The 24,958-nt window shown below is 37.8% G+C and carries 25 protein-coding genes; 20 read left to right on the forward strand and 5 right to left on the reverse strand.

The features are described from left to right. Window positions 1–73 precede the first annotated feature (73 nt). From SFC32_RS06060 to trpA, 12 genes are all read left to right on the forward strand, one after another. Window positions 74–952, forward strand: coding sequence for an ABC transporter ATP-binding protein (locus tag SFC32_RS06060; protein WP_411050015.1), 879 nt, complete (start codon window positions 74–76; stop codon window positions 950–952). Then, window positions 949–1,680 carry an ABC transporter permease gene (locus SFC32_RS06065; protein ID WP_411050016.1) on the forward strand — a complete coding sequence of 244 codons (732 nt, stop codon included), beginning with the start codon at window positions 949–951 and terminating at the stop codon, window positions 1,678–1,680. Before SFC32_RS06060 ends, SFC32_RS06065 begins: the two co-directional genes overlap by 4 nt. Then, entirely contained in the window at window positions 1,677–2,768 is a 1,092-nt protein-coding gene (locus SFC32_RS06070) for a sensor histidine kinase (RefSeq protein WP_174235031.1), read from the forward strand. Before SFC32_RS06065 ends, SFC32_RS06070 begins: the two co-directional genes overlap by 4 nt. 1 nt (window position 2,769) lies before the next feature. Beyond that, window positions 2,770–3,366 (forward strand): response regulator transcription factor, encoded by a 597-nt coding sequence (locus tag SFC32_RS06075; protein ID WP_074563241.1) that lies wholly within the window; start codon window positions 2,770–2,772, stop codon window positions 3,364–3,366. A gap of 127 nt (window positions 3,367–3,493) precedes the next feature. Further along, complete coding sequence (locus SFC32_RS06080) at window positions 3,494–4,651, forward strand: permease (protein WP_074481841.1); 1,158 nt, start codon at window positions 3,494–3,496, stop codon at window positions 4,649–4,651. Window positions 4,652–5,379: 728 nt separating this feature from the next. Beyond that, window positions 5,380–6,735, forward strand: coding sequence for an anthranilate synthase component I (trpE, locus tag SFC32_RS06085; protein ID WP_411050017.1), 1,356 nt, complete (start codon window positions 5,380–5,382; stop codon window positions 6,733–6,735). Further along, on the forward strand, window positions 6,732–7,301 hold the full coding sequence (locus tag SFC32_RS06090; protein ID WP_411050018.1) for an aminodeoxychorismate/anthranilate synthase component II: 570 nt from the start codon (window positions 6,732–6,734) through the stop codon (window positions 7,299–7,301). The genes trpE and SFC32_RS06090 overlap by 4 nt, the downstream gene beginning before the upstream one ends. A gap of 15 nt (window positions 7,302–7,316) precedes the next feature. After that, window positions 7,317–8,321 carry an anthranilate phosphoribosyltransferase gene (gene trpD, locus SFC32_RS06095; RefSeq protein ID WP_074799245.1) on the forward strand — a complete coding sequence of 335 codons (1,005 nt, stop codon included), beginning with the start codon at window positions 7,317–7,319 and terminating at the stop codon, window positions 8,319–8,321. Further along, window positions 8,318–9,085 (forward strand): indole-3-glycerol phosphate synthase TrpC, encoded by a 768-nt coding sequence (gene trpC, locus SFC32_RS06100; protein WP_093815202.1) that lies wholly within the window; start codon window positions 8,318–8,320, stop codon window positions 9,083–9,085. The genes trpD and trpC overlap by 4 nt, the downstream gene beginning before the upstream one ends. After that, the gene (locus tag SFC32_RS06105) at window positions 9,072–9,653 is read left to right on the forward strand and encodes a phosphoribosylanthranilate isomerase (protein WP_411050019.1); all 582 of its coding nucleotides are present in this window, start codon (window positions 9,072–9,074) and stop codon (window positions 9,651–9,653) included. Before trpC ends, SFC32_RS06105 begins: the two co-directional genes overlap by 14 nt. Next, window positions 9,650–10,852 carry a tryptophan synthase subunit beta gene (gene trpB / locus SFC32_RS06110; protein WP_074563251.1) on the forward strand — a complete coding sequence of 401 codons (1,203 nt, stop codon included), beginning with the start codon at window positions 9,650–9,652 and terminating at the stop codon, window positions 10,850–10,852. The genes SFC32_RS06105 and trpB overlap by 4 nt, the downstream gene beginning before the upstream one ends. Before the next feature lie 3 nt (window positions 10,853–10,855). After that, window positions 10,856–11,638 (forward strand): tryptophan synthase subunit alpha, encoded by a 783-nt coding sequence (trpA, locus tag SFC32_RS06115; RefSeq protein WP_133018030.1) that lies wholly within the window; start codon window positions 10,856–10,858, stop codon window positions 11,636–11,638. Window positions 11,639–11,673: 35 nt separating this feature from the next. Here trpA and SFC32_RS06120 read toward each other — a convergent pair whose 3' ends face one another. Both SFC32_RS06120 and SFC32_RS06125 read right to left on the reverse strand, forming a co-directional pair. Continuing rightward, window positions 11,674–13,020 carry an Nramp family divalent metal transporter gene (locus SFC32_RS06120; RefSeq protein WP_411050020.1) on the reverse strand — a complete coding sequence of 449 codons (1,347 nt, stop codon included), beginning with the start codon at window positions 13,018–13,020 and terminating at the stop codon, window positions 11,674–11,676. An 87-nt stretch (window positions 13,021–13,107) separates the two neighbouring features. Next, the gene (locus SFC32_RS06125) at window positions 13,108–13,758 is read right to left on the reverse strand and encodes a prepilin peptidase (protein WP_411050235.1); all 651 of its coding nucleotides are present in this window, start codon (window positions 13,756–13,758) and stop codon (window positions 13,108–13,110) included. Between the two features lie 139 nt (window positions 13,759–13,897). Here SFC32_RS06125 and SFC32_RS06130 point away from each other — a divergent pair, with 139 nt between their 5' ends. The 4 genes from SFC32_RS06130 to SFC32_RS06145 all read left to right on the forward strand — a co-directional run bounded on the left by SFC32_RS06130 (window position 13,898) and on the right by SFC32_RS06145 (window position 16,114). Beyond that, complete coding sequence (locus SFC32_RS06130) at window positions 13,898–14,422, forward strand: Dps family protein (protein ID WP_074559453.1); 525 nt, start codon at window positions 13,898–13,900, stop codon at window positions 14,420–14,422. Window positions 14,423–14,552: 130 nt separating this feature from the next. Then, entirely contained in the window at window positions 14,553–14,762 is a 210-nt protein-coding gene (locus SFC32_RS06135; RefSeq protein ID WP_006531568.1) for a YqgQ family protein, read from the forward strand. Then, window positions 14,755–15,723, forward strand: a complete 969-nt coding sequence (locus tag SFC32_RS06140) for an ROK family glucokinase (RefSeq protein WP_039697292.1) — start codon at window positions 14,755–14,757, stop codon at window positions 15,721–15,723. Before SFC32_RS06135 ends, SFC32_RS06140 begins: the two co-directional genes overlap by 8 nt. Window positions 15,724–15,733: 10 nt before the next feature. Further along, window positions 15,734–16,114, forward strand: coding sequence for a rhodanese-like domain-containing protein (locus SFC32_RS06145; protein ID WP_039697291.1), 381 nt, complete (start codon window positions 15,734–15,736; stop codon window positions 16,112–16,114). A gap of 70 nt (window positions 16,115–16,184) precedes the next feature. On the opposite strand, the gene SFC32_RS06150 is transcribed toward SFC32_RS06145, so the two are convergent. From SFC32_RS06150 to SFC32_RS06160, 3 genes are read right to left on the reverse strand one after another with little or no spacing between them, the layout of a single operon-like run. Beyond that, complete coding sequence (locus SFC32_RS06150) at window positions 16,185–18,392, reverse strand: alpha-galactosidase (protein WP_411049975.1); 2,208 nt, start codon at window positions 18,390–18,392, stop codon at window positions 16,185–16,187. A 9-nt stretch (window positions 18,393–18,401) separates the two neighbouring features. Continuing rightward, complete coding sequence (locus SFC32_RS06155) at window positions 18,402–18,842, reverse strand: hypothetical protein (protein WP_411049974.1); 441 nt, start codon at window positions 18,840–18,842, stop codon at window positions 18,402–18,404. After that, a complete protein-coding gene (locus tag SFC32_RS06160) occupies window positions 18,835–20,139 on the reverse strand; it encodes a PTS sugar transporter subunit IIC (protein ID WP_411049973.1) in 1,305 nt (434 codons plus the stop codon). The genes SFC32_RS06155 and SFC32_RS06160 overlap by 8 nt, the downstream gene beginning before the upstream one ends. 124 nt (window positions 20,140–20,263) lie before the next feature. Between SFC32_RS06160 and SFC32_RS06165 the strand changes: the two genes are divergently transcribed. The 4 genes from SFC32_RS06165 (at window position 20,264) to murD (ending at window position 24,958) form a co-directional block, all read left to right on the forward strand. Then, window positions 20,264–21,124 carry an AraC family transcriptional regulator gene (locus SFC32_RS06165; protein WP_411049972.1) on the forward strand — a complete coding sequence of 287 codons (861 nt, stop codon included), beginning with the start codon at window positions 20,264–20,266 and terminating at the stop codon, window positions 21,122–21,124. 129 nt (window positions 21,125–21,253) lie between these two features. After that, entirely contained in the window at window positions 21,254–23,098 is a 1,845-nt protein-coding gene (gene typA, locus SFC32_RS06170) for a translational GTPase TypA (protein WP_074559456.1), read from the forward strand. A gap of 89 nt (window positions 23,099–23,187) precedes the next feature. After that, window positions 23,188–23,460: a DUF3165 family protein gene (locus SFC32_RS06175; RefSeq protein ID WP_039697289.1), complete on the forward strand. Its 273-nt coding sequence runs from the start codon at window positions 23,188–23,190 to the stop codon at window positions 23,458–23,460. Between the two features lie 142 nt (window positions 23,461–23,602). Continuing rightward, complete coding sequence (gene murD, locus SFC32_RS06180; RefSeq protein WP_411049971.1) at window positions 23,603–24,958, forward strand: UDP-N-acetylmuramoyl-L-alanine--D-glutamate ligase; 1,356 nt, start codon at window positions 23,603–23,605, stop codon at window positions 24,956–24,958.

The following is a 24,958-nucleotide window of genomic DNA, read 5'->3' on the forward strand; positions in this document are numbered from 1 at the left end:
TATAAGCTAAAAAGCTCAGCTATTTTTTTCTAAAATAAAATCATCAAATAAAGAGAAAAATGGAGCTTATGAAATGATTACGGTTGAAAATATCTCAAAGACCATTAAAGGAAAAACTATTTTACAGGACATCTCGTTTGAAGTGGCTGATGGAGATTGTGTGGCTCTGATTGGTCCAAATGGTGCCGGGAAAACCACTTTGATGTCATGCTTGTTAGGAGATTTGAAAATTAGTAAAGGAAAGATTGTCATCAATGGTTTAGCCGCAAATAGTCAGCAATTAAAAGATTCAGTAGCTGTTTTACCACAAGAAAATCGCTTGCCAGAAAAATTGAGAGTATGTGAATTAATTGCATTTTTTAAAGCGATTAGCAAGACCCCTTTAACTGATAAAGAGATTGATTACATTTTGCAATTTAGCAAGGAACAAAAAAATCAGCTAACTGAGAAATTATCGGGTGGTCAAAAGCGCTTGTTGGCTTTTACTTTGTGCCTTATTAGCCAACCCAAAATTCTTTTCTTAGACGAACCAACAGTAGCAATGGATACTTCAACGAGACAACATTTTTGGCAAATTATCCAAAGCCTGAAAGAAAAAGGTGTAACGATTTTTTATTCGAGTCATTACATTGAAGAAGTCGAACATACGGCTGAGCGCATTTTAGTTTTACATCATGGAAAGTTGCTACGTGATACGACTCCATTTGCTATGAGAGAAGCTGAACATGAAAAACAAGTTACCTTGCCAAAAACATTTTTACCGTTTGTTAATAGCTTAGCAAATGGTTATCGCATTAAAGTAAAGAATGACTCAGTTACTTTTATGACAAAAGAGATTGATAGTGTCTGGCAGAAATTACAGAAACATGGTTGCCAGATTTCTGATATTGAAATTCAAAATAAAACCTTATTAAATACATTATTTGACCAAACACAGGAGAATGAAAAATGATTGCTTTATTAAAAGTTGAATGGATTAAAACGAAACGTACTTGGCTAACCTTTGTATTATCTATTGGAATGCCGGTTTTCTTTTTCTTGTTCTTTTCTGGGATGGAACTCTCTCCAGATTTAAAAGAGCAGAAGGTGCTGGTGATGAGTTATATGTTAACCATGACAGCATTTTCAATGTCAAGCTTTGGCTTCTTCTCATTTCCAGCTATGCTTGTGGAAGATAAGACTAGCTATTGGTTGACTTATATTGAACATTCTACGGTTTCAATTTGGCAGTATTATCTATCAAAAGTGATTCGAGTTTTGGTTTGCTTTTTACTGTCTATTTTAGCAACGTTTTTATTTGGTGCGATTTTTCGTGGGGTGACAATGCCATTTAGCCGCTGGTTGGGTTCAGCAGCCTTATTGTTATTGTCAAGTTTACTATTTCTAGCTTTTGGTTTGTTGATTTCGCAAATGAAATCACAACAGTTAATGACAATTGTCGGTGATATTGCCTTTCTTGGATTGGCTATTATCGGTGGTTCTTGGATGCCAATCGAGACCTTTCCAGAGTGGATGCAAAAGCTAGCCAAAGTAACACCGATTTATCATGTGAATATCTTGGTGACGGACTTTGCTAAAAATGCTCAATTAAATTGGCAGTCCTTGATTATTGTGCTTGGCTATGCCATAATAATAGCAGCGTTAGCGCTTATGATTAAGAATAAAATTGAGGTTAAATGATGTTGAAAAGGATTAGGAATGTTCACTCCTTATTTTATCTGCCATTAGCTTTTTTAGCTTTTCCTGTTTTGGGTGTTTTCTTTTTCGGTTATCCAGTTTGGACTCTGGGGATAACAGCGGCTTTTTTGCTTGGCTACCTTTTTCTTGTCAATTTTGAAGAAAATCCCTTAACCAATTCTTGCTGGTTACTCATGCTATCTTATATTATCTACATGACACTTTGTGTTGATGGTGGCATGATGTGGTTTACTTTTTATTTTAATAGTTTGCTTGTTTTTCAATTTCAAGATGATTATCGCTCATTTCGTTTTATTTCCTACGATTTAGCCATGCTTTTCATGATGTTTGTAGGAATGACTTTGACAGAAGATATAACGACTCGTGTGATGATTTTTCTTGTTCCTGTTGTGAATTATGCCATTTTATTTCATTGGATGAATGCTCGAAAAAATGAAGCACAAGAAAAAGCTATCATGGAAAAGAATCGTACCATTAATTTGTTACTAGCTGAAAATGAGCGAAACCGTATTGGACGTGATTTGCATGACACCTTGGGTCATGTCTTTGCTGCCATGACTTTAAAAACAGAGTTAGCACTTAAGCAATTAGAGAAAGGAAAATACGACCTTGTCAAAAAGCAATTAGAAGAATTAAACCAAGCTAGCCGCTCTTCGATGCATGATGTTAGAAATATCATCAATAATCTCAAGTTTAGAACACTTGAAGAAGAGATTGAGCAGTTGGAGCATTTCTTTGCTATGACGGAGATTGATTATCAGTTGAAAAATGATTTGAATTTAGAAACTATGGCGCCTGTCTTGCAATCGACTTTGTGCATGATTTTGCGAGAACTAAGTAATAACGTCATTAAGCATAGTCAGGCTAATCAATGTCGTTTTCATTTATTTGAAAAAGAAGGAAAGGTATTTGTCAGAGTAGAAGACAATGGTGTTGGTTTTGAAAAATTAACAGGGAATGAACTCCAATCTATTCGTGACAGACTTCTCTTAGTTGAGGGAAAAATTCAGATTCTGTCACAAGCTCAACCGACACTTATCCAAGCTGAATTGGGGTTAAAGGAGAAATAGGATGAAATTATTAGTTGCTGAAGATCAATCCATGCTGCGAGATGCTTTGTGCCAATTGTTGCTCATGGAAGATGATGTCGATGAGATTTTACAAGCCAGTGATGGTGAACAAGCTATTGGAATATTAAAAACGGAGTCTCCAGATGTGGCAATTCTTGATGTGGAAATGCCAAAAAAATCTGGACTGGATGTTTTAGAGTGGGTTCGAAAAAATAAGGAGATGAAGGTTATCATTGTGACAACCTTTAAACGAGTTGGTTACTTTGAACGTGCAGTAAAGGCAGGTGTTGATGCTTATGTGTTGAAAGACCGTTCAACTTCTGAGTTGATGTCAACAATCCACACAGTGCTTGCAGGCAAAAAAGAGTATTCACCGGAATTGATGGAATCTATGATAAGCCAGGATAATCCGTTGAGTCCCCAAGAAAAGCGTATTTTACAATTGATTTCACTTGGAAAATCGAATCAAGATATTGCTGATACCCTTTATCTTTCAAATGGAACGGTGAGAAATTACACATCATCAATTTTTAATAAATTATCAGCCAATAATCGTGTTGAGGCGGCTAGAATTGCTAGAGACAAAGGTTGGTTATAAAGTAAATTAGAACTCGGTCAAATGGGTTCTTTTTTATTTTCCTCAATTAAAAAACGATTTCTGATTTTTGACATTTTGTTTACAGTTCCTGTTTTACAAGATTTCATTAGCATAATATAATGAAGGTATGGAAAATAAAAAATTAAGTATTGTGCTAGATCAGGCAGTTGTCGATCAGTTAAATCTGAGTAAAGGGCAGCAATTAAAAGCTGAATTATACAATGATAAATTGGTTCTTCAAAAAGAGGGAAAACCAAAACAAGGACGTTTATCAAGCTGGGTTTTAATTTTATCAACTGTCATTTTATGTGTCTTATTTTATGCAGTGAGTTCTATTGAGAAGATGGATCAGATTTTGTTGGTTGGAGATTATTCTATTATTACCTTCTTGATTGGTTTTGGTGGGATACTTGGAATGACCATTTTTACAACAACGCTCATTCGCAACCGGACAGTCTTTCTTGGTGGCATCAAAGCGCGAGTTTTTTGGCGCATGCTTCCTGTTATTGTTGCCTCGTTTGCGGTGATTTTACTGTTAGCTCTTCTCGGCTTTGGTTGGCTGCTGGAGCAGATTTTCACGGGTGCTTCTTTTGACAAGTTAACTTCGAGTTTGATTTTAGGTGCATCAATCTATGCGGTCAGTCTTTTTTGGGGGCAAATAGCAGAGATGATTAGGGCGACTTGGTTGACAACCGTTTTTACAGTGATTATGGTCAGTGGTGTCTTTGTCGCAATGGCGACGAATCGATCTTTGCAGTGGTGGCATTTCAACTTAAGCTTTTTGGGAACACAAGCTGCTAAGGAAAGTTGGCAATTTAATCTGACTTTGATTTTGTCAGCCTTGGTTTTGGTTGCTTTGGTGGATTACTTGTTTGTCGCTTTAGGTGAAAAATATGGTAAAAACTGGAAATTAAGAGCTATACGTATCATGTTGACCATCTTAGGGATTGATTTGGGAGCAGTTGGCTTTTTCCCGAATGACGCTAGCTCACATCTCTTGCATACCAGAGTAGCAGGGTATCTGGTTTTGATTATCATTGCCTTAATTATCAGTGTTAAATGGCTTTTGCCAGAAGTAACGCGAGATTTCTTGATTATGTCTTATGCTATTGGTGGCATGTTGGTTGGATTAGAAATCGCCTTTCAGGGTATTCATTACTTATCTTTAACAGCTTTTGAATTGAGTGCCTTCTTACTTGCTTTTGCTTGGTTGATTCGATTAATCACCCATTTAGAAGGACTCTTATCCCCTGAAACAAAAGAAATCACTTTAACCCTTGAATAGATTCTAAATCTCTGAGTTTGACTTAGCGTTCTTGCTAGGAAAAACTTAGAGATTTTTTAATTAAATCAACAAAATAATGAAAAATGTTGAATTTTTTAGAAAATTCATAAAAAACACTTGACAAGTCAAAATCAGGTGTTTATAATGGTAACCAATCAGAAAGTAGCAAGGATTTGCTTACAGGGAGCTCGTGGTTACTGTGAACGAGTAGCAGGTGGTTGTGAAATTGGGCTGATGGTATATTGTTGAAGATAAGAAATATTTTTCAGGTAGGCACCCCTTATCGTGCAGCTCCTTGTTAGAGGAGATAGAGATGGCGGATTATAGTATTTCCGTTAAGTTGAGGTGGCACCGCGCTATACATTAGACGTCCTCGCACAGAAGTTCTTTCTGTGTGAGGTTTTTTGTTTAGTGAATTAAGTGGAAGTGAAAAAGATTTCAAGATACAAGTGAGATAAACACTAGTTGTCAGTGGTAAGTCTCAGGGCAGGCACCCCTTATCGTGCAGCTCCTTGTTAGAGGAGATAGAGATGACGGAGCATATATTTCCGTTAAATTGAGGTGGCACCGCGCTATCATTAGACGCCCTCACACAGAAGGTTTTTTCTGTGTGGGGATTTTTTGTTTAAAAAGGGAGGAAATCATGAAAAGAAGAGATAAAGGCTGGCAAATCAGCGACTAGAATTTACAAAAAATACAATTAAAACTTCATGTAGAGAGGACATGACATGCGAAAAATTCTAACTGCTGATACTTTAACCCCTATTCTTGCTTATATGCGAGTTCAAGGTGAGCATAAGGTTATTCTTGAATCAATTCCACGAGAAAAAGAGAACGCTCGTTTTTCAATTGTGGCTTACAACCCGGTCTTTGAAATCAAATATGAAAATGGTCAACTGACAGAAAATGGTCAAGTTATTGCTGGTGACCCGCTTGACTACCTCAATCAAGTAACCGTCAAAGGAGCTAGTAGTGATTTGCCATTTGGTGGCGGCGCAATTGGTTTTGTCGGTTATGACATGATTGGGCTTTATGAAAATATTGGTGAGATTCCAGAAGATACTATTGGAACGCCGGATATGCATTTCTTTGTTTACGAGTCTTATCTGATTTTTGACCACAAGACTGAAAAAGTCTACGTGGTGGAAGATAATATTTACAGCAAACGTGATAACGATGCAACGCGCCAAGCACTTGGCAAGGTTGTCAAAGATTTACAAACCCAAGCACCGAATGAATTTAGTCCACAAAATCTTCATCCTTTGACTTTTGTTAATCATATTGAAAAGTCTGCTTTTGAAGAGATGGTAGCCAGAGCTAAGAAGTTGATTCGTCAAGGAGATATGTTCCAATGTGTGCTGAGCCAACGTTTCTCAAGTCCATTTGATGGAGACCCGCTTGATTATTATCGTAATTTGCGTGTGACTAATCCATCAAATTATCTTTATTTCTATGATTTTGGTGACTATCAGATTATTGGCGCAAGTCCAGAAAGTCTGGTTTCTGTGAAAAATGGTGAAGTGACCACTAATCCAATTGCAGGAACTCGTCCAAGAGGTTGTGATGATGCTGAGGATGCTGCGCTAGCTAAAGACTTGCAAGCTGATATTAAAGAAACAGCTGAGCATCGCATGCTAGTTGACCTTGGTCGAAATGATATTGGAAGAATTTCCCAAAATGGTACGGTCAAGGTAACTAAGTACATGGAAGTAGAATATTTCCGCTATGTCATGCATTTAACCAGCGTGGTGAAGGGGCAGTTGCTAGCAGATGTGCAGAGTATTGATGCTTTGAAAACAACATTGCCAGCTGGTACAGTCTCTGGCGCACCAAAAATTCGTGCGATGAAACGTATCTATGAATTAGAACGTGAAAAACGCGGCGTCTACGCTGGTGCAATTGGTTATCTTTCGGCAACTGGAGATATGGATTTTGCCATTGCCATTCGCACGATGATTCTCAAAAATCAAAAAGCTTATGTTCAAGCAGGAGCAGGTATTGTTTACGACAGTATACCAGAAAACGAATTTTACGAAACCATCAATAAAGCCAAAGCCATGACACGGATAGGGGATAGCAAATGATTTTATTAATTGATAATTACGATTCTTTTACCTATAACCTAGCGCAATACCTTGGGACTTTTGCCGAAGTTAAGGTCTTGCGAAATGATGCTGACGCATTAGAAAAAGCAGCCAAAGAAGCATCTGCTATTGTTTTATCACCGGGTCCAGGTTGGCCGGCTGACGCTGGAAAATTAGAAGAAATGATTCAGAAATTTGCTGGGAAAAAGCCAATGCTAGGAATTTGTCTGGGGCATCAGGCTATTGCTGAAAGTTTTGGTGGCAAGCTTGGTTTGGCTAAAAATGTCATGCACGGCAAGCAAAGTGATATTGATGTTCTCAGTCAATCACCTATTTTTGCTGGGCTTGCCAAAAATATGCCAATCATGCGTTATCATTCGATTGTCGTGACAGACATGCCAGAAGATTTTGAGGTGACTGCCAAAACGACTGATGATCAAGAAATCATGGCTATCCAGCATAAACAGTTACCGATTTATGGCCTTCAATTTCACCCAGAAAGTATTGGGTCACCAGATGGGCTTAAAATGATTGAAAACTTTGTACGATTAGTTGTTGAAAAGTAAAGCGAGGGATGGACAATGAAAGAACTCTTTAACCAAATTGCAAATAAGGAAGATTTATCAGAAGAACAAGTTGAAAGTTTATTTGATAGTATCTTAAATAACTCGATTTCAGAAAGTGAGATTGCTGCCTTTTTGATGGGACTCAAAGTGAAAGGTGAAACACCTTCTGAGATTACTGGTATTGTACGAGCTCTTAAGAGTCACGCTGTCGATTTACCACAGGATTTTGGGGATGCTATGTGTAACTGCGGAACAGGTGGTGACCAGTCTTATAGCTTTAACATTTCAACAACAGCCTGCTTTATTTTAGCAGCAGGTGGTATTCGTATTGCCAAAGGTGGTAATCGTTCGGTGTCATCAAAATCAGGTTCTGCTGATGTTCTTGAAGCTTTGGGCATTAATATTGCTGCTTCACCAGCAACATTATCAAAAGCTCTTGATGAAGTTGGACTTGCTTTTATCTTTGCGCAAACCATGCATCCAGCTATGCGCTTTATCGGTCCAGCTCGTAAAACACTTGGTATTCCAACTATCATGAATATCGTTGGTCCTTTGGCAAATCCGCTTGACCTTGAAACGCAGTTGATGGGCTTGTATCGGGCAGACCTCCAAGAAACAGCAGCGCAAGTCATGCAAAAACTCGGACGCAAACGTGCCATTATTGTCACAGGGCCAAATAACATGGATGAAGCAGCTCTTTATGGCAAAAATACTTATACATTGTTAGAAGACGGTCAAATCACTCAACACAGCTTTACTTACAAAGACCTTGGCATGCCAAGAGTTGAGTTAGATGACATTGTTGGCGGAGATGCTAAGCAAAATGCAGATATTTTAGTCAGCGTTCTTGAAAATCAGGCTAGCCCTTATCTTGAAACAACCGTGCTAAATGCTGGTCTTGGCTTTTATGCTAACGGTAAAGTTGATAGTCTAGCAGAAGGGATTGACCTTGCTCGTCAATTAATCGCGGATGGTTCTGCTCTTGCTAAACTTCACCAATTGCAAGAGGTACAAGTATGAGTAAAGAATTTTTACCAACCATTTTAAAGCAAAAAGAAAAAGAAGTTGCCTCTCTAGAACTTGAGCCACTGCAACCTCTTCGTGAGACTTATAAGCTCTACGATTACCTTAAAAATAATGCGAATAAGCTGCAAATTATCGCTGAGGTAAAAAAAGCCAGTCCCAGTCTTGGTGACATTAACCTCGAAGTTGATATTGTTAAGCAAGCCAAAATTTACCAAGATAGCGGAGCTGTGATGATTTCTGTTTTGACAGACCCTTTCTTTTTCAAGGGGGACATTGATTATCTTCGTCAGATTTCAAATCAAGTAAAAATTCCAACCTTGGCAAAAGATTTTATCATCGATGAAAAACAGATTATTCGTAGTCGAAATGCAGGAGCAACTGTTATTTTACTGATTGTGGCAGCTCTTTCTGAGACGCGTTTGAAAGAACTTTATGACTTTGCAACAGGATTAGGACTAGAAGTTCTGCTTGAAACGCATAACTTAGCAGAGTTGGAAGTGGCTCATCGCATTGGTGCTAAGATTATCGGAGTTAACAATCGTAACTTGGTGACCTTTGAAACGGATATCAATACAAGTTTGGAGCTATCAACATATTTTAAAGAAGGTCCAGTTTATATTTCAGAGTCAGCTATTTTTACTAAAGAAGATGCTGAGCTCGTTGCTCCATTTTTCAATGGTATTTTAGTTGGTACGGCTTTAATGACCGCTGAAAATGTAGCCGAGAAAGTGAAGGAGTTGCAAATTGACAAAGGTTAAAATTTGCGGACTTTCAACCAAAGAAGCTGTTGAACAAGCGGTTAAAAGCGGAGCTGATTATATTGGTTTCGTCTTTGCCAAAAGTAAACGTCAAGTCGGCATAAAACAAGCTAGCAATTTAGCTCAGTTGATTCCAAAAACTGTCCAAAAAGTGGGTGTTTTTGTAAGTCCGACTCTCTTGGAACTTCAAGAAGCTATTAGCCAAGTACCTCTTGATTTGGTGCAAATTCATGGAGAATTTGCAGATGAGGACTTTGACAAAATTGGAGTTCCAAGTATTCGTGCCATTCCTGTCCAAAAAACACTGGGAGAAATTCATACTAAAGCGGATTTTCTATTATTTGACGCCCCCCTAGCTGGTTCCGGAAAGACATTTGATTGGGAGCTGCTAAAGGATAAAAAAATAGCGAAGCCATATTTTTTAGCAGGTGGATTGAGTGTCGATAATGTCGGACAAGCTATAACTTTCTTTCGACCCTACGCTGTTGATGTTTCTTCTGGTGTTGAGACGGATGGTAAAAAAGATTTATTGAAGATTATGAGATTTATAGAAAGTGTGAAAAAATGAGCTATAACCAACCAGATATTAATGGATTTTATGGAAAATTCGGTGGACAGTTTGTCCCTGAAACGCTGATGACAGCCGTTATCGAACTTGATAAAGCTTACCGCGAAGCAAAAGCTGACCCAAGTTTTCAAGCAGAACTTGATGAACTACTTAAAAACTATGTTGGACGTGAAACACCGCTTTATTACGCAGAGCGCTTAACTAAGCATATCGGTGGTGCTAAGATTTACCTTAAACGTGAAGACCTTAACCACACTGGTGCTCACAAAATCAACAACGCCCTTGGTCAAGTTCTCCTTGCAAAACGCATGGGTAAAAAGAAAATCATTGCCGAAACTGGAGCTGGTCAACACGGTGTGGCAACAGCTACAGCAGCTGCACTTTTTGACATGGAATGTACTATTTACATGGGTGAAGAAGATGTCAAACGTCAAGCCCTCAATGTTTTTCGTATGGAGCTGCTCGGTGCTAAAGTACACGCTGTCACAGATGGTTCACGTGTTTTGAAAGACGCTGTTAATGCAGCTCTTCGCGCGTGGGTAGCAAACATCGAAGATACTCACTATATTATGGGGTCAGCACTTGGGCCTGCACCATTTCCTGAAATCGTACGTGACTTCCAATCAGTTATTGGTAAAGAAGCTAAAAAACAATACGCAGAAATCTCAGGTGGTAAACTACCAGATGCTGTTCTAGCTTGTATCGGTGGTGGCTCAAATGCAATCGGACTTTTCTATCCATTTGTTGAAGATGAATCTGTTGCCCTTTATGGTGCTGAAGCTGCAGGACATGGTCTTGATACTGAAGAGCACGCAGCAACTTTTGCCAAAGGTCGTCCAGGCATTTTGCATGGAGCTTTGATGAATGTTCTCCAAGACCGTCACGGACAAATCATGGAAGCTTTCTCAATTTCAGCAGGTCTTGATTATCCTGGGGTTGGTCCTGAACACTGTCACTTCCAAGATATCGGTCGTGCAACCTATGATTCAATTACGGATGAAGAAGCACTTGAAGCATTTATGCTTTTATCACGACTTGAAGGGATTATCCCAGCGCTTGAATCAAGTCACGCTGTTGCGCTTACCCAAAAAGTTGCTAAGGAGCTTGGGCCAGACAAATCAATTATCGTTTGTCTATCAGGACGCGGAGATAAGGATGTTGTTCAAGTAAAAGAACGTTTGGAAGCAGAAGGGAAGTAAACGATGACTAAGACACTTACAAAACATCTTCAAGAGATTAAAGCTAGCGGCAAAGGAATTTTTGTTCCTTACATTATGGCAGGTGACCATGATAAAGGTCTTGATGGCTTATTTGAGACGATTGATTTATTGGAAAATAGTGGAGCTTCTGCCATTGAAGTAGGGATTCCATGGTCTGACCCCGTCGCTGATGGCCCAGTTATTGAATTAGCTGGTCAACGAAGTCTTGCTAAAGGCGTTAATTTGACTGCGATTGTTGAAAAATTACAAGAACAAACAGTCGAAGTGCCTTTGGTCATTATGACTTACATCAATCCTGTTTACCAATACGGCATTGAAAAATTTGTTAAAGATTTGGCCAATACCTCTGTTAAAGGTTTGATTATTCCTGACTTGCCACATGAGCATGAAAATCTTATCAAGCCATACCTTGATAATACAGATATTGCCCTTGTTCCACTGGTCAGCTTGACTACTGGCATTGAACGCCAAAAGACTTTGTGTCAAAATGCTGAAGGTTTCATCTATGCGGTTGCTATCAACGGTGTTACAGGTAAAACTGGTAATTACCGAGATGATTTGGACAAACATTTGGCAAATCTTGAAGCTGTTGCTGACATTCCAGTATTAACAGGATTTGGAGTGTCAACAAAAGCTGATATCGAGCGTTTTAATAAGGTGTCAGATGGCGTCATTGTCGGAACTAAAATTGTTCGAGATTTACACGAAGGTAAAGCAGATGACGTCGCAGCATTTGTAACGTATGGCTCAAATTATCAAAAATAAAAGAAAACCACTCGATTGAGTGGTTTTTATGATATTTAAAACAAATCAACAATTAATTTTAAATTTAGGACGGTTAAGATAATGGCGACAAGGTATCCTAAAATGGTATTCCATTTGCTATTTACAAAGTCTCCCATAATTTTGCGATTTGATGTGAAGTAGACCAAAGGGAAAATGGAGAATGGTAGTGCCAGCGAAAGGAAAACTTGTGAGTAAACAATTAATTGATCAAGGACACTTTCTTGACTACCGTAAAGAAGTGCGATAATCAAGACTGGAGCTAAGGCAACTAGGCGCGTGACTAGTCGGATTAACCATTGAGGTAATCTCAGTTTTAAGAAACCTTCCATGACAATTTGTCCAGTTAGTGTACCAGTGATGGTAGAGTTTTGTCCGCTAGCTAAAAGTGCAATAGCAAATAGAGTTGACAAAGCAGCACTAGCAACAGCTCCTGCAATATTTGAATCTTGAAGGGCATCATACATTTGTGAAAAAGCGTTAATGTCATTAGCGTGTCCATAAAAGAGTGATGCTCCTAAGATAAGAAGAAGTGAGTTCACCACAAAAGCAACTGTTAGTTGAATATTAGAATCCCAAGTCATAAAACGAACCGCTTGTTTAATAGAAGATTGACTGGAATAATCAACTTTACGTGTTTGTGAAATGGATGAGTGAAGATAGAGATTATGTGGCATTACGGTTGCACCAATAATCCCTAAAGCAAGTGTCAATTTACTATTAACACCACTTTGATGCAAATCTATGATAGACGGCTGAGGAATATAGCCATGTAAGATACCTGAGAAACTTGGTTTTGATAACAAGACTAAATATAAGAAGATAATCAAAATCGTTGCAATCAAGGTTGAAACCAAAGCTTCAATTTTACGAAAGCCAAGCTTCATCAAGGATAAGAGAATAAAAACATCTAAGATAGTTATTAAAATGGAAAATAGCAACGGCCATCCAAATAGTAAATGAAGCGCAATCCCAGATCCGATAACTTCTGCTAAGTCTGTTGCCATCAAGGCTAATTCAATGACAATGAATAAAAGAATACGTAGTTTCTTAGGTAAATGAGCAGCAGTTGCCTGAGCTAAATCCTTTCTTGTAACGATTCCTAATTTTCCCGCCATCTGCTGTAACTGCATCGCAATCAGAGATGATATCAGTATAACTGATAAAAGGAGATATTTATAAGTAGCCCCACCGACAACACTAGTAATCCAGTTACCAGGGTCCATGTAACCAACAGCTACTAAAGCTCCTGGTCCAATAAAGGCTCGAAGTGTTTGCCAAAATGAGGCATTTTTTGGAACCGCAATACTTTGATTGACCTCACTAAGTGATTTTTGAGAAGTAACAATAGTTTCCAAAAGCATCCCTCTTTTCTAAAACTCTTATTTAAGGCCTATTATAGCAGAAGAATTTTAAAAATAAAGTATTTTTAACTATATTTAACAAAAAAATTAAGCGTACTTAAAAAACATAACTAAAAGATAGCCTAAAAATAGAAAAGGAACAAAGGGAATGCGTTTGTTTTTATCAAAAAGGCAATACAGAATTCCTACCAAAGAACCCAGTTCAACAATCCATAAAATGCTCTCCAAATCAAGAAAAAGACTCAAACTGGCTAGGTAGAAAAAATCACCGCTACCGATTTTTATGTCAAAAAGCTCAGCTATGATCCCAAGTAAAAGAAGAATAATACTTACCGTATTAAGAGGAAGAAAAAGGAGTAAAAAAGCACTGGGTAGTAACCAGATTAATAGAGGAAAGGATTGGTGTTTTAAATCATATAAACTAAGTGTCATGCTAAAGAAGAAAATAAAGAGACTAGATGGAGCTATGATATCGTGGTAATAAAGAGCAGTTGCGAGCCCACAGACAAATTCAAAAAATCCGTACCATAAAGGAATTTTAGCCTTGCAAAAATGACAGCGTGAACGGTTTAAAATCTGAGAAATGACTGGAATTAAATCTACTGGTCTCAGTTGTTTCCCGCAAGCATTACAATGACTAGCTGGAAATAAAATGGATTCTTCAGGAAAACGATCAACGACTAAACCAATAAATGAAGCAAGTGATGCCCCAAGAAAAAAGAATAACAAAGTGTCCATACCTTATTATTCGAAAAAAATTTTTAAAATTTGTGAGCATATTACTTGCTACTTATTTAGAATTATTCTAAAATAGAATCATAAAGAAAAGGAAATATTTCCTAAAACCATTGATTTTATTTTTTAGAGGAGGTCGCTTATGACTCAAACAATGACTGAAACTATTTACGCATCTGTAACACATAACATTTCACAAAATACAAAAAATGCTAAAACAAAGGCTGTGCTTAATCAAGCAGTAGCAGACCTATCAAAGGCTGCTTCAATCGTTCACCAAATTCACTGGTACATGCGTGGTGCTGGATTCTTCTACCTTCACCCAAAAATGGATGAATTGATGGACGGACTTAACGCTAACTTGGATGAAATCAGCGAACGTTTGATTACAATCGGAGGCGCACCATTCTCTACACTTAAAGAATTCGATGAAAACTCTAAATTAGAAGAAACTGCTGGTTCATTCGATAAGACAATGGACGAAAATCTTGCTCGTTTGGTTGAAGTTTACACTTACCTTACAGCTCTTTACCAAGTTGGTCTTGATGTGACTGACGAAGAAGGAGATGCCCCATCAAATGACATCTTCACAGCAGCGAAATCTGACGCTGAAAAAACAATTTGGATGCTCCAAGCCGAACGTGGACAAGCTCCAGGACTTAAATAATTAAGAAAAAACACGATAGTGGGCCGAAAGGTCCACTATTTTTTCATGAAAACAAATGAAAACGTAAAAATAAAGAAAACGATTGCATATCCTATTGAAAAAGAGTCTTATTTTTGATAAAATGCTTTGTATGAAAACTTTATTTGACGTGCAGCAACTGTTGAAACGGTTCGGCATTTTTGTCTATATCGGTAAACGTCTTTATGATATAGAAGTCATGAAACTTGAACTTGAGAAATTGTATGAAAATGGGTTGATTGACAAGGCTGACTACCTGAATGCAGAATTAATTTTGCGTCGCGAGCACCGTTTAGAAATGGAGAAAGAAAATAATGACTAAAAAACTTTTAGGAATTGACCTAGGTGGAACAACGATTAAATTCGGTATCCTAACTCTTGAAGGTGAAGTTCAAGAAAAATGGGCAATCGATACAAATACACTTGAAGATGGAAAACACATCGTTCCTGATATTGTTGAATCAATCAAACACCGTTTGAACCTTTACGGTTTGACAAAAGATGATTTTGCAGGTATCGGTATGGGTTCACCAGGTGCTGTTGACCGTGAAAACAAAACTGTTACAGGTGCCTTCAACTTGAACTGGGCTCACACTGAAGAAGTTGGTTCAGTTATCGAACGCGAACTTGGTATTCCATTTGCTATCGACAACGATGCTAACGTAGCAGCTCTTGGTGAACGTTGGACAGGTGCTGGTGCAAACAACCCTGATGTTGTTTTCGTAACACTTGGAACTGGTGTTGGTGGTGGTGTTATCGCTGATGGTAACCTTATCCACGGTGTTGCTGGTGCTGGTGGAGAAATTGGTCACATGAACGTTGAACCAGTTGATGGTTTCGAATGTACATGTGGTAACAAAGGATGTCTTGAAACAGTTGCTTCAGCAACAGGTGTTGTTCGTGTAGCTCGTCACTTGGCAGAAGAATACGAAGGTGATTCAAAAATCAAAGCTGCTATCGACAATGGTGATGTGGTAACAAGTAAAGATATCTTCGTAGCTGCTGAAGCTGGTGACCACTTTGCTGACTCAGTTGTTGAAAAAGTTGGTTTCTACCTTGGACAAGCAACTGCTAATATTGCAAACATCTTGAACCCAGACTCAGTTGTTATCGGCGGTGGTGTATCAGCTGCAGGTGAATTCTTGCGTAGCCGTGTTGAAAAATACTTCGTAACATACGCATTCCCACAAGTTCGTAAAACAACTAAAGTTAAAATCGCTGAACTTGGTAACGATGCTGGTATCATCGGTGCTGCAAGTCTTGCAAGCCAATTTGTAGATTAAGAGGCAAAAAATGAACTGGATGATTTTTCTAATTGCTTTAGTCGTTATCATTGGCTGGTTTGCATGGACATACATTAGTGTTCGTCGTTCAGCTAAATTCATTGATAATGCAGAATTTGAAAGTATGATTCACACAAGTCAATTGATTGATGTTCGTGAAGCAGCAGCTTTCAAAACAAAACATATTATGGGAGCACGTAATCTCCCAGCTAGCCAAATTCAATTGTCTTACTCAGCTATTCGTAAAGACAAACCAGTTCTTTTATATGACAGCAGTAGAAGTGCTGCCCTTCCACGTGTTATCAAAACACTGAAAAAAGCTGGTTACACAAATCTTTACGTCCTTAAAGACGGCTTTGATTATTGGACTGGTAAAATTAAAGAAGGTTAATAAAAACATAAAAAGATGGGACGTGGTTCCCATCTTTTTTTGGGTTATGGAAAGAGGAAGATTGGTGATATCAATATTTTCTGAGGAGGAGAAGTTTTGATTGAAAATCACCAACCAAAGCAGCAGTTTCTTGATTAGTTCCGTTTAGGGCGATTGGAACAGGTATACCACGATATTTCAACAGACTGCCACTGACAGTTTGATTGTCCACAATATCATATGTAGTTTTAGAATCTACAAAAGGAAGGGTGAATGTTTTGCTGGTACTTTGATTAATATCAGCTAGGATTGAAAAGTATCCAATCAAGATGATCTGTGGACTTTGAAGCGCCCAAATGCGCTGGTTTGGACGCTTCAGAACTTGGTAGAAACGTCCAGTCATGATTTCATGTCTAAGTTTTTTGTATAGTGTAATCTGCTGTTTTATAATATTTTTTGAGTATTCGTCTAAACTTAATAAATCCAGTTCATAGCCAAGAATTCCAAAAATAGCAACGTTGAAACGTGTTTCTAAAGGGGTAATACGTTGAATTTGACCATTAGGAACTTGAGAGACATGGTTAGATAGGCAAGTGATTGGGTAGGCAAGAGCAGTATTTTCTTGAATATCCAATCTGGCAATCGCATCGGTATTGTCGCTAACCCAGATTTGAGGGCTATAATAAAGAATACCTAAGTCAAATCGTCCGCCCCCTGATGCACAACCTTCAATGAGGAGATTTGGGTAACGCTCAAGTAATTTTTCGTATAATTGATAAACACCTTGAACATAGCGATGGAAAAATTCTCCTTGTCTGATGCCGTTTTTGGCGAGATAATTGGAATAAACTTCGGTTAAATTTCGGTTCATATCCCATTTGAGATAATCTAGTTGTGTTTCATCGATAATCCGAGACATTTGTTCAAAAATATTTTCGACAACAGCTGGATTGGTAAAGTCAAGCACTAATTGACCGCGACCGTATGAATAACGTCCTTGTGGCGGCTTAACAATCCAATCAGGATGCTTGCGATAAAGCTCGGTATTCTCGTTAACCATTTCGGGTTCAAACCAAAGACCAAATTGTAACCCCATTTGGTGAATTTTTTGGGCAAATGATTGTAATCCATTTGGAAATTTTTCAGGATTTGGGTACCAATCACCTAATGATGAGCGGTCGTTGTTGCGTTTAGCAAACCAACCATCATCAACGACAAAACATTCAATACCTAATGCTACGGCTCTTTTAGCAAGGGTTAAAAGCTTGTTTTCATCGAAATCAAAAACGTAAGTCTCCCAGCTATTTAGTACAATTGGTCGCTCTCGTTTTGCCCAGAATGGAGAAATGATATGTTCAGAAATAAAACCAGCGTTTTCTTGTGCTAAGCCATTGAGACCGTCTTGACTAAAACTTAAAACAGTTTGCGGTGTTGCAAAATTTTCATTTGGTTTTAGTTGCCAAGAAAAAGTATAAGGTGAAATCCCACTTATTAATCTTGCTTGATTCCATTCATTAACATCGATTTGTTGAATGAAATTACCAGAATAAACCAAGTTTGCTCCATAACACATGCCTGTGTCAAAAGTCGTTTCTTTTTTGGCAATAGCGACAAAGGGATTGTGTTGATGACTACTTGTACCAGTTAAACTTTCGACTTTAAAACTTCCTTGTTGAAGTGGGTATTTTTTTAATTGACGTTCTGAAATCCAAGCACCTGAAAAATGATAAGCCTGATATTCGTTGGCATCTTCTAGCCAAAGGGTTGAGGAGAGTGCACGTGTTAAGACAATATCATGTTGTCCATTGTTGTTAATAAGGACACGTTTGCTGATATTTTTTCCTTTTTTAAAAAAGACATATTCTAAAGTGACTTGTAATTGCAACCCCGCATCTTCTAGTCTAAGGCTTAATATTTCAGCGTCATCATTTAGCCTGACATGTGGTCCAGAATAGGAAAGCTTTTCTTTTTGAGTATCGTAATCAAGGTATTTTAACTCTAAATAGTGTGGGGTATCATGGACGGTTACTTCAAGTGAAGCTTCTTGGAAAGCCGTTGTCCCATAAAGGGCACATTCTTGATGTTTATCAGCTAATGTAAAACTGCTATTTTTAGCATATTTAACAGTGCCAGCAGCTTTGCCTTCTGAGTGTTCTAAAAGGGAAAAGTCATCTTCTTTTAGCGCTAATGTTGGACCAAAATACAGTTGTTCAAGTTGTCCATTTGGCATGATTTTGATGAGGTAACTCATATCAGTATTTGACAAGTGAAAAATATTGTTTATTTTTGTAATTGACATGAATACCCCCTAAGCAACCTTTGTGGCAATGTACTTGAGACGTTTGGCTGCTTTGTATTTGAAAACAAAGCGGTATAATAACGAGACAATAAAGAAATTAACTTGCTTGCTTTTATCAGTGAAACTATTAGCTTCTTGATACTCGATTTTTGTCTTACCATTAACTGTCTCAAAAAGAAAACATTGTAAAATATTGCCGCCAGCGTAACTACTTGACAGTTTTAAAGAGTGATTTTCTTTCATTTCAATGACGGTTGTTTTACCCCAAACTCTCTCTTTAGTCGTTTTAGTGTAAAATGGTTTCTTAATTGCTGTCTGTTCCTGAAGTTGGGTGATGTGGTTATCGTAGTATTTAAAAAATTGTAGTGTTTCCTCAATGACTTCTTGATAAATCACCTCAACAGGACAATCAATTTGTTTAGAGTAGCTTAATACGGTGTTTTCAATCATTTTCTGTCACACTTTCTGTCACAGGATTAGCTTCATCAGCGAGATATGTTTTGTCAATTGCCATCATGAATGGAAGCCAAATCGCAATAGAAACTGCCACATTAACCAGCTGTAAAATACCACCAGCAATAGAGGCTGTTCCAATCCAACCTGAAAGGAAAACAGGTGTTGTCCAAACAATAGTGACACCAATTGGATGAGGAACAAAACCAAGATAAATAGCATAGTATGACGTTAACACGGTCACAACAGGAGCCAAAATCCAAGGGATGAGTACCATTGGATTTAAAACGATTGGAAGTCCAAAAGTAATCGGTTCAGAAATATTGAAGAAAGCAGGGACGGCTACCATTTTCATTGTGCTTTTTAGGCGAAGTGAGCGTGCTAGGAAAAGTGATACCAGAACAACACCCAGAGTCATTCCGTTACCACCAATAAGTGGGAAAATTCCCATGAAAGTTGAACAGATGATGTGCGGTAACGGTTTTCCAGCTTGAAAGGCAGCATAATTTTCGAGGTTTGATGTTTGCAGTAGTGGTTCAGTAATGGCGCCAACAATCATTTGACCATGAACTCCAAACCACCAAAGGAGTTGGGCAGCGACAACGGCAACGAGAGTAGCAGGCAAACTTGTTCCAAGACCAACTAAAGGACGTTGTAAAACATTAAATAAGCAGTCAAAAGCATTGCCCCAACTTGTAAAGGTAAAGAGGTAACGAACGGTATTGAAAATCAATAGAGATGCCGCGCTTGGGATAATAGACGTAAATGATGTTGCAATCCCAGGTGGCACTTGTTTTGGCATTTTTATGGTAATTTTTTTATTTTCTAGGTAAGCAAAAATGGCTGTCGCTAAAAATCCAGTTAGGATGGCTACAATCATTCCTTGAGAGCCAAGCTTTGCTGTCGGCATGTAAACTTGACCTTTTACTATTTTAAATGGAAGAAGTAGTAGGAAAGAGGCTAAACTAACAGCACCAGCATAAATCTTTGAGCATTTAAGATATTTAGCAAAATGATAACCAACACCAAAAGTAACAAATAATGCTGTGACATTCATTGTTGCATTTCCGATTGGACCAAAAAAATCATTCAAAAAGGTTATGAAACTGTCAGGTAAAAATTTGTCGAATCCAAAAGTAGCGGGTAAATTTTGGATAATCATCATAATAGATGCAAACATTGTGGCTGGGAAAGCAACCATAAAACCATCACGTAAACTGGTTAGATGCTTGTTTTCACAAATAGCCGTAGCCAGTGGCATCATTTTTTGCGTGATTTTGTCAGTAAAAGACATAAGTAACCTCCTAAAATAAAATGGATATTTTTTAATTCACAAAATTATTGTAAACGTTTATAATATATAAAGATATGGATTTTCGTTTTTTATTTATGGAATTTTGTGACTTTTGGAGAAAGTAATGAAAATTATTAATTATTCTAATGACTGTTATCAAAATGTAGATGTGATGCTTTATAATTACGGCTATGAGGAATGTGATTCTGGGCATTTTTATGGACCTGCTGTCAGAAAAAGTTATATGATTCATTACATTACAGCTGGTAAAGGGATTTTCAGAGTTAATCATCAAACATATGAGTTATCAACAGGCGATGCTTTTTTAATGAAACCAGGTGAGGAAATTTATTATGAAGCTGATAAAAAAGAACCGTGGTGCTATGCTTGGATAGGTGTTCAAGGTGCAAAAATTGAACACTATCTTGATTGTACGACTTTGCTTGAAAAGCCGGTGTTTCATTATGATAAAGACGAACGCTTGGTCAAGATTTATAATCAATTCTTTAAGGCAACAAATGAGCCAGTTTTATTGAGAGAACTTAAAGCTAATCGTGCTATTTATGACTTATTTGCTTTCTTGATTGAAAATTTCCCAAATCATCAATCTCAAGATAAAAAAGATGATTTGTCTTACATCAAAGAAGCTGTCGCTTATTGCAATCTCAATTTAGATAAGCCGATTAAAGTTCAGGAAATAGCTGATTACCTTAACCTCAATCGCTCTTACTTAGCTCGCTTATTCAAACAAAAAACAGGCGTCAGCTTAAAGCAATATCTATCACATTTGCGGATTGAGAATGCCAAAGAATTATTAACAAAAACGGAATTACCAGTCAATGTCATTGCGTGTTCCATTGGATTTTCAGACCCATTATATTTCTCTAAGTTTTTTAAAAAACGGACAGGACATTCTCCAGAAAAATACCGTCAAGTTGAAGTCGATGTTCAAGAAAGAGAGCAATATGAATTTTTATTAAAATAATACTTTTTTACACACTATAGAAGCTAAATCCGTGTCTGAAAACATTTACACAGCTTTTAACGATGTTTTTTCAGGTGAAATATGATATAATTCAAAAGTTAGAATAAATTAAAAATAAATCGAGGAATCATGACTAAATTAAGAGAAGATATTCGTAACGTGGCGATTATCGCCCACGTTGACCACGGGAAAACAACCCTTGTTGATGAATTATTGAAACAATCACACACACTTGACGAACGTAAAGAGTTGCAAGAACGTGCAATGGACTCAAACGATCTTGAAAAAGAACGCGGAATTACAATCCTTGCTAAAAACACTGCAGTTGCTTACAACGGTGTTCGTATCAATATCATGGACACACCAGGACACGCGGACTTCGGTGGAGAAGTTGAACGTATCATGAAAATGGTTGATGGTGTTGTTCTTGTTGTCGATGCTTACGAAGGTACTATGCCTCAAACACGTTTCGTGTTGAAAAAAGCTCTTGAACAAAACTTGACACCAATCGTTGTTGTTAACAAAATTGATAAACCATCAGCTCGTCCAGCAGAAGTTGTTGACGAAGTTCTTGAACTTTTCATCGAACTTGGTGCCGATGATGATCAATTAGAATTCCCAGTTGTTTACGCATCAGCTATCAACGGTACATCATCACTTTCTGATGATCCAGCTGATCAAGAACACACAATGGCTCCAGTCTTTGATACAATCATTGACCACATTCCAGCTCCAGTTGACAACTCAGAAGAACCACTTCAATTCCAAGTGTCACTTCTTGATTACAACGATTTCGTTGGACGTATCGGTATCGGACGTATCTTCCGTGGTACTGTTAAAGTTGGTGACCAAGTTACTCTTTCTAAACTTGATGGTTCAACTAAAAACTTCCGTGTTACGAAATTGTTTGGTTTCTTCGGACTTGAACGTCGTGAAATCCAAGAAGCTAAAGCTGGTGATTTGATTGCTATCTCAGGTATGGAAGATATCTTCGTTGGTGAAACAATCACTCCAACTGATTGCGTTGAACCACTTCCAATCCTTCACATTGACGAACCAACTCTTCAAATGACATTCTTGGCAAATAACTCACCATTTGCAGGTCGTGAAGGTAAATTCGTAACATCTCGTAAAGTTGAAGAACGTTTGCTTGCTGAATTGCAAACTGACGTATCACTTCGCGTTGATCCAACTGATTCTCCAGATAAATGGACTGTATCAGGTCGTGGTGAATTGCACTTGTCAATCCTTATCGAAACAATGCGTCGTGAAGGATATGAACTTCAAGTATCACGTCCAGAAGTTATCATCAAAGAAATCGATGGCGTGAAATGCGAACCATTCGAACGTGTTCAAATCGATACACCAGAAGAATACCAAGGTTCAGTTATCCAATCATTGTCAGAACGTAAAGGTGAAATGATTGACATGCAATCAACTGGTAACGGTCAAACTCGCCTTGTCTTCTTGGCACCAGCTCGTGGACTTATCGGTTACCCAACTGAGTTCCTTTCAATGACTCACGGTTACGGTATCATGAACCACACATTCGATCAATACATGCCAGTTATCAACGCTGAAATCGGTGGACGTCGTCGTGGTGCTCTTGTATCTATCGATACTGGTAAAGCAACAACATACTCAATTATGTCTGTTGAAGAACGCGGAACAATCTTCGTTAACCCAGGTACTGAAGTATACGAAGGTATGATCATTGGTGAAAACTCACGTGAAAACGACTTGACAGTTAACATCACTAAAGCTAAACAAATGACAAACGTTCGTTCAGCTACGAAAGACCAAACTGCTGTTATCAAAACTCCACGTATCTTGACTCTTGAAGAATCACTTGAATTCTTGAACGATGACGAATACATGGAAGTTACACCAGAATCAATCCGTTTGCGTAAACAAATTCTTGATAAAAACTTGCGCGCTAAAGCAGCTAAAAAGAAAAAATCAGCTGAAGAGTAAAATAGTCTGCTAGACTATTTTAGTTCCAAACTTAAAATAAACTCGGAAAACAATACACATAAATTTGAATTGTAGGAAGGAATCATGAAATGTTTTATTTAATTATTGCAATCTTAATTATTTCATACTATATTTTCATGGCTCCTAAAACAATTCGTAATACTCTTGGGATGATTGGTTTTGTTGGCTTAGTTGCAATGCTACTTGTTTTAGCAGTAATGAGCTTTGTTAAAATCATGCAATCACCACCAGAAATTTTTCTTGCACTTGCTATGGTTGCCTTGGGATTTTTCGCGCTAAGGGATGTCTATCGCTTACCTGTTAAGAAAAATGAAAATGAGCAATATAGCGAAAGAGGCTGAGTATTTACTCAGCTTTTTTTGTCATAAACACTCTATCAGACATTGCGACACTAAGATTGTCTTAAATGCCGTAGAATGATTGAAAAACGCCTTAAATAAAGGTAGAATATTATTATATTTGCAATGTTAGAATGGATATATTATGAAAAAAATTGAAACATTTGAAAATAAAAAAGTCTTAGTTCTTGGTTTAGCAAAATCTGGAGAAGCTGCAGCGCGTCTCCTTGAAAAATTAGGTGCTATCGTTACAGTTAACGACGGTAAACCATTTGATGAAAATCCAGCTGCACAATCTCTTCTTGAAGAAGGCATCAAAGTTATCTGTGGTAGCCATCCACTAGAACTTTTGGATGAAAACTTTGAATTGATGGTTAAAAACCCAGGAATTCGTTACGATAATCCAATGGTGGCTCGCGCTATCGAAAAAAATATTCCAGTTATCACAGAAGTTGAGTTGGCTTACATGATTTCAGATGCCCCAATTATTGGTATCACTGGTTCAAATGGTAAAACAACAACAACAACTATGATTGCTGAAACATTGAACAATGGTGGTAAATCAGGTCTTCTTTCAGGAAATATTGGTTTTCCTGCTTCTGAAGTGGCACAGACTGCTACAGATAAAGACACTTTGGTTATGGAATTATCTTCTTTCCAATTGATGGGAACAGATACTTTCCACCCACACATGGCTGTTATTACAAACCTTATGCCAACACATATTGATTACCATGGCAGCTTTGAAGAATATGTTGCTGCAAAATGGAATATTCAAAAGAATATGACAGCAGAAGATTATTTGGTACTTAACTTTAACCAAGATTTGGCAAAAGAATTAGCACAAAAAACAGCAGCACAAGTTGTCCCATTCTCTACAACTGAGAAAGTTGACGGTGCTTACCTAGATGGTGATACTTTGTATTTCAAAGATGAAGCTATCATGAAAGCATCTGAAATCGGTGTTCCTGGTAGCCACAACGTTGAAAATGCTTTGGCAACAATTGCAATTGCAAAACTCTCAGGTATTGCAAATGAAGCTATTAAAGAAACTTTGTCACATTTTGGTGGGGTTAAACACCGTCTTCAAGCTCTTGGTGAAGTTAACGGCATTAAATTCTATAACGATTCTAAATCAACAAATATTCTAGCAACTCAAAAAGCTCTTTCAGGATTTGATAATTTAAAAGTTATCTTGATTGCTGGTGGTCTTGACCGTGGTAATGAATTTGACGAACTTGTTCCAGATATTACAGGTGTTAAATTAATGGTTATTCTTGGTGAATCAGCTCCTCGTGTGAAACGCGCAGCTGATAAAGCACAAGTTCCGTACGTTGATGCTAAAGATGTCGCAGATGCTGCTCGTATTGCTTACAGTAAAGCTGAAGCTGGTGATGTTGTTCTCTTGAGCCCTGCTAATGCAAGCTGGGATATGTATAAGAGCTTTGAAGTTCGTGGTGATGAATTTATCGCAACCTTTGAAGCTATTAAAGGAGAATAA

Source organism: Streptococcus sp. TATVAM-FAB8 (genome assembly GCF_046592795.1).
GTDB classification, from domain to species: domain Bacteria; phylum Bacillota; class Bacilli; order Lactobacillales; family Streptococcaceae; genus Streptococcus; species Streptococcus ruminicola.